Raw genomic sequence first — 5,664 nt, 5'->3', positions numbered from 1 at the left:
TCCATATATTTGTCATACTTATATTTACAAATTTATAAATATTTACTTATCTATAACTAATATAATTCATTACTACATCCTAACATGTATATTATTATCTTATTAAATTTATTATCTAGTATACTTAAATTGTATATAATTTCTTAGTTTTGTTTAATACTTTTTCTGCCTTGTTTATATAGATATAATAATAATAAATAAAAGTAGACATAATAAGTAGATAGTAATACTACATTATTTGTCTTTAGTCTTTAATTTAATTAGTCAAGTATATAAAAATATAATGAAAATGTCAGCAATTACAGCACCACGACACCAATTCCAGGCATATCCATTTCACATGGTAGAATCATCTCCATGGCCTCTACTAATGGGAAATGCACTACTTTCAATGATGGTTAGCGCAGTACTATGGTTCAACGGAATTGAATATAGTTCTCTACTACTTACACTAGGAGTACTATCAGTACTATTTGCTTTTATTCTATGGTTCCGAGACGTAACAATTGAAGGAACATATCTAGGAGACCATACACTTATTGTACAAAAGGGACTAACAATGGGAGTTTCTCTATTTATTGTAACAGAAGCATTCTTCTTCATTTCAATCTTCTGGGCATACTTCCACTCATCTCTAGCACCAACTGTAGAACTAGGTAGCCAATGGCCACCAGCAGGTATCGAAACACTGAACCCATTTGCAGTACCTCTACTAAATACAATCCTACTACTATCAAGTGGTGCTACAGTAACATATGCACACCACGCTCTAATTTATGGAAACCGACGAGCAACACTAATTGGAGTAGTACTAACACTAGTACTAGCAACAGTATTTACACTACTACAAGGATTCGAATATGCTAACGCAGGATTTACAATTGCAGATGGAGTATACGGTACATGTTTCTACTTCGCTACAGGATTCCACGGGGTTCACGTTATTGTAGGTACTCTATTTATTGGAGTAGCAGCTTACCGAATTTACGCTTACCACCTAACATCAGATCACCATATTGGATTCGAATCATCAATCCTATACTGGCACTTTGTTTGACGTTGTATGGCTATTCCTATACGCAGCAGTTTATATCTGGGGATCAGACTCAATTCTATAATAATCATATAATTAAACATAAATACAACTCCCCTATTAAAGTATATATAATAGGTATTTTAGTATTATAGTGTTTTAGTTTACTATTTGTGTATGTATGTTAAATTGTATATATAAGTGTGCGTACATACACCTTATTATAATATAAATTATAATATGAAGAATTTATGTACATAACCTATTATTAGGGATCCATTTAAATGGGTTATTGAGGTCTTTTATAAATTTAAATTAAAAATATGCTAACAACACTTATTGTTATTCCACTTCTAGGAAGTCTTGCACTACTACCTATGAATGATACAACAGCAGCTGGAGCTGATCGGATTAAGAAGGTAGCTCTAGTAGTATCACTAATTGTATTTATTCTATCAGTAATTATGTGGGGAGAATTTGATTCAAGTGCAACACAATATCAATTTGTACAAGAATTTAATACTCTATCATTTTGTCATCTTAATATTGGTATTGATGGTATTAGTCTATACTTTGTTCTACTAACAACATTTATTACACCACTATGTCTACTAAGTCAATGGTCAAATGTACATTTCAATGTAAAGTACTTTGTAATTTCATTTCTAGTAATGGAATCATTTCTTATTGCATTCTTTGTAGTACTAGATCTTATTCTATTCTATGTATTTTATGAATCTGTACTAGTTCCTATGTTTCTTATTGTAGGTATTTGGGGTGGTTCAGCATCTCGAGTACGAGCAACATTTCTTCTATTTCTATACACACTAGCGGGATCACTATTTATGCTACTAGCTATTATGGTAATTTATTACAACGTAGGTACAACAGATTTTAATGTACTATCACTTAATGATTTTAGTGCAGGAGCTCAAAAGATTCTATGGCTTGGTTTCTTCCTATCATTTGCTGTTAAGACTCCACTAGTACCTTTCCATGTATGGCTACCTCGAGCACATGCAGAAGCACCAGTAGGAGGATCAATGCTACTAGCATCAGTATTCCTAAAGCTAGCTACATATGGTTTCCTACGAATTCTAGTAGGTATGATGCCAGATGCAACATCATATTTTTCACCACTAGTACAAACAATTGCTATTATTACACTAATTTATTCTTCACTAGCTACTCTACGACAATCAGATTTTAAGGCTCTTGTTGCTTATTCATCTATTTCACACATGGCTGTTGTAGTACTTGGAGTATTCTCTAATACTATTATTGGTATTGAAGGAGCTATTGCTCTATCAGTAGCTCACGGTGTAGTATCACCAGCACTATTTGTACTAGTAGGATCAGTACTATATGACATTTATCATACTCGAGTCATCCGATACTATCGAGGACTAGCTGTATATATGCCTCTATTTAGTCTAATCTTCTTTATTACTACAATGTGTAATATGGGTGTACCTCTATCACTAAATTGGACAGGAGAAGTAATGTCACTAGCAGGAACATTCCAACAATCACCAATTATTGGTCTACTAGCATCATCAAGTATTGTACTATCAGCATGTTACAGTATTTTCCTGTTTAATCGACTAGCATTTGGTTCATTCTCAAAGTATCTAACATACCCTAAGGATATGTCACGACGAGAATTTATGCTTCTAGCTCCTATGCTTATTGTAGCTGTAGTACTAGGTATTATGCCAAATATTCTACTAACAGATCTACATGTATCAGTAACACAACTACTATATTGTATTTAATATAACATAATTAATATTTACTCCCCTTTAAAGTATATAATTAATAAAAGTATGTGAGGTAGTATCATAATTGGCAATGAACCTCTTTGTCAAGGAGGGTTAAGGCGGTTCGAACCCGCTCTACCTCGTAATAATATGCGAATCTTACGAAAGTAATAGGTAAGAAGATTTCTAATAATCTGCATATCGAATTATTAATATACAAATGTAATATTTGTGCCTTAGATTAAATAAAATATTAATCTTCAATTAAAGACTTTAATCAAAATATATAACGTATTGTCGGTATTTATTAATCACCAGATGACACTATCACTGGTACTATTTCTAATTGGAATTCTAGGATTTATTATGAATCGAAAGAATATTATTCTTATGATTATTTCTATTGAAATTATGCTTCTAGCGGTGACACTACTAGTACTAGTAAGTTCATATAATTTCGATGATATTATGGGACAAACATATTCTATTTATATTATTACTATTGCTGGTGCTGAATCTGCTATTGGTCTTGGTATTCTAGTAGCTTATTATCGACTACGAGGTAATATTTCACTTCGAACATAATGTATCTAGCTATTCTTGCACTTCCTATGTTTGGATCAGCTGTTGCTGGTCTACGAGGACGAACTATTGGTGTTACAGGAGCTCACATCATTACAACAGGATGTCTAATGACATCAGCAGCTCTATCTATTGTAGCTTTCTATGAAGTTGGTCTATCAGGATCACCAGTATCTATTGTTATTGGATCATGGATTGATTCAGAATTTATGCTTGTACAATGGGGATTCCTATTTGATAGTCTTACTGTTTCAATGCTACTACCTGTACTTATTGTATCATCACTAGTACACCTTTACTCAATTTCTTACATGGCAGGAGATCCACATAACCAACGATTCTTTTCATATCTATCTATGTTTACTTTCTTTATGCTTGTTCTTGTAGCAGGAGATAACTACTTTATTATGTTTGTAGGTTGGGAAGGAATCGGGATCTCATCATATCTACTAATTAACTTCTGGTATACTCGAATGCAAGCAAATAAGGCAGGTATGAAGGCTCTAACAGTTAACCGAGTAGGTGATATGTTCCTATCAGTAGGATTCTTTGCAATTTTCTGGGTATTTGGTAATGTAGATTATGCTTCAGTATTTTCAGTAGCTCCTTACATTAACGAAACAGCTATTACTATTATTGGACTACTACTACTAGTTGGTGCTATGGCTAAGTCTGCTAATATTCCTCTACATACATGGCTACCGGATGCTATGGAAGGTCCTACTCCAGTATCAGCTCTAATTCACGCTGCTACTCTTGTAACAGCAGGAGTATATCTAATGCTACGATCATCACCAATTATTGAATATGGTCCTACAGTACTTGTAGTAATTACATGGGTAGGGGCTCTAACAGCATTCTTTGCAGCAACAACAGGTCTACTACAAAATGATCTAAAGCGAGTAATTGCATATAGTACATGTTCACAAATGGGATATCTATTTATGGCAGTAGGACTATCACAATATAATGTAGCACTATTTCATCTAGTAAATCACGCTTTCTTTAAGGCTCTACTATTCCTAGCTGCAGGTGCTGTAATTCATGGTATGGCAGATCAACAAGATCTACGACGACTAGGAGGTCTAGTAAATTTCCTACCATTTACATATACAGCAATTCTAATTGGATCACTATCACTAATGGCACTACCATTTATGACAGGATTCTATAGTAAGGATCTAATTCTAGAAGTAGCACTAGGACAATATGAAGTATCAGGAACAATTGCTTATTGGCTTGGTACAATTTCAGCTGTCTTTACTGCTTTCTATTCATTCCGACTAGTATCTCTAACATTCTTTACAACGCCTAATGCACCTAAGGGTGATTATCTACATGCACATGAAGCTCCAATGATTATTGTAATTCCTCTAGTAATTCTATCTATTATGTCTATTGTATTTGGTTACATTGCTAAGGATATGTTTGTTGGAGTTGGTACTGATTTCCTATCAACAGCTCTATTCCAACATCCAGATCATATTACACTAATTGAAGCTGAATTTGGTCTACCTCTACTAATGAAGCTACTACCAGCTATTGGAAGTCTATTTGGTGCAGGTCTAGCACTATATCTATATCATGTAGTACCAAGTATTACAATTAGTCTAACAAATGGACCTATTGGATATGGTGTTTATTCATTCCTAAATGCAAAGTGGTATTGGGATGCTCTATATAATGGTCTAATTATTGAATCAGGTCTACGGATTGGTCTAGTAATCTCTAAGGTTATTGACCGAGGTATTATTGAACTAACTGGACCATATGGTCTAAGNTATTATTGAACTAACTGGACCATATGGTCTAAGTACAGTACTAACAGGAGCAGGACGATCAGTAGCAACATACGATACAGGAGTAATCACATCTTATGCTCTATATATTATGCTAGGGCTAGTATCACTAATCTTCCTAGTATTTGCACCAACTAATATGGTATTTAATGAATACGGTCTATCACTAATTCTAGTATATCTATCAGCACTAGTACTACTACCATCATCAACACGAACATCATAATATTATAATAATCTAAAAGATTTTTACTCCCCGTCATTATAAAAGAAGATAAAACAGGTTGTAGTCTAATTGGTAGGGCACTCGCTTTGGGTGCGAGAGTGTGCGGGTTCAAGTCCAGCCATCCTGAATAATAAAATATACTAAACAAAACCTAAATAAAAGATAATATAATATAGTATATATTTAGTATATAATATAATGTTGCTATAGCTCAATGGTCAGAGCGCGATACTGTTAATATTGAGAAGGAGGTTCAATTCCTCC

Annotated in this window: 4 protein-coding genes and 2 tRNA genes; all 6 read left to right on the top strand. The window is 33.7% G+C overall.

Translation table 11 applies throughout. The features are described from left to right. Nucleotides 1–340 precede the first annotated feature (340 nt). The 6 genes from ACYVJS_RS10400 to ACYVJS_RS10375 all read left to right on the top strand — a co-directional run bounded on the left by ACYVJS_RS10400 (nt 341) and on the right by ACYVJS_RS10375 (nt 5,527). Entirely contained in the window at nt 341–1,057 is a 717-nt protein-coding gene (locus ACYVJS_RS10400; protein WP_460739892.1) for a cytochrome c oxidase subunit 3, read from the top strand. A 299-nt stretch (nt 1,058–1,356) separates the two neighbouring features. Next, nucleotides 1,357–2,808, top strand: coding sequence for a complex I subunit 4 family protein (locus tag ACYVJS_RS10395; protein WP_460624615.1), 1,452 nt, complete (start codon nt 1,357–1,359; stop codon nt 2,806–2,808). A gap of 55 nt (nt 2,809–2,863) precedes the next feature. Then, nucleotides 2,864–2,936 (top strand) — tRNA-Asp (locus ACYVJS_RS10390). A gap of 151 nt (nt 2,937–3,087) precedes the next feature. Then, nucleotides 3,088–3,378: an NADH-ubiquinone oxidoreductase chain 4L gene (gene nuoK, locus ACYVJS_RS10385; protein WP_460624616.1), complete on the top strand. Its 291-nt coding sequence runs from the start codon at nt 3,088–3,090 to the stop codon at nt 3,376–3,378. Beyond that, on the top strand, nt 3,378–5,165 hold the full coding sequence (nuoL, locus tag ACYVJS_RS10380) for an NADH-quinone oxidoreductase subunit L (RefSeq protein ID WP_460739890.1): 1,788 nt from the start codon (nt 3,378–3,380) through the stop codon (nt 5,163–5,165). Before nuoK ends, nuoL begins: the two co-directional genes overlap by 1 nt. A gap of 289 nt (nt 5,166–5,454) precedes the next feature. Continuing rightward, nucleotides 5,455–5,527: transfer RNA gene (locus ACYVJS_RS10375), tRNA-Pro, on the top strand. Nucleotides 5,528–5,664: the final 137 nt, after the last annotated feature.

It is taken from the genome of Microbacterium neimengense, from assembly GCF_054782995.1.
This window is presented reverse-complemented; position numbering and strand designations above follow the sequence as displayed.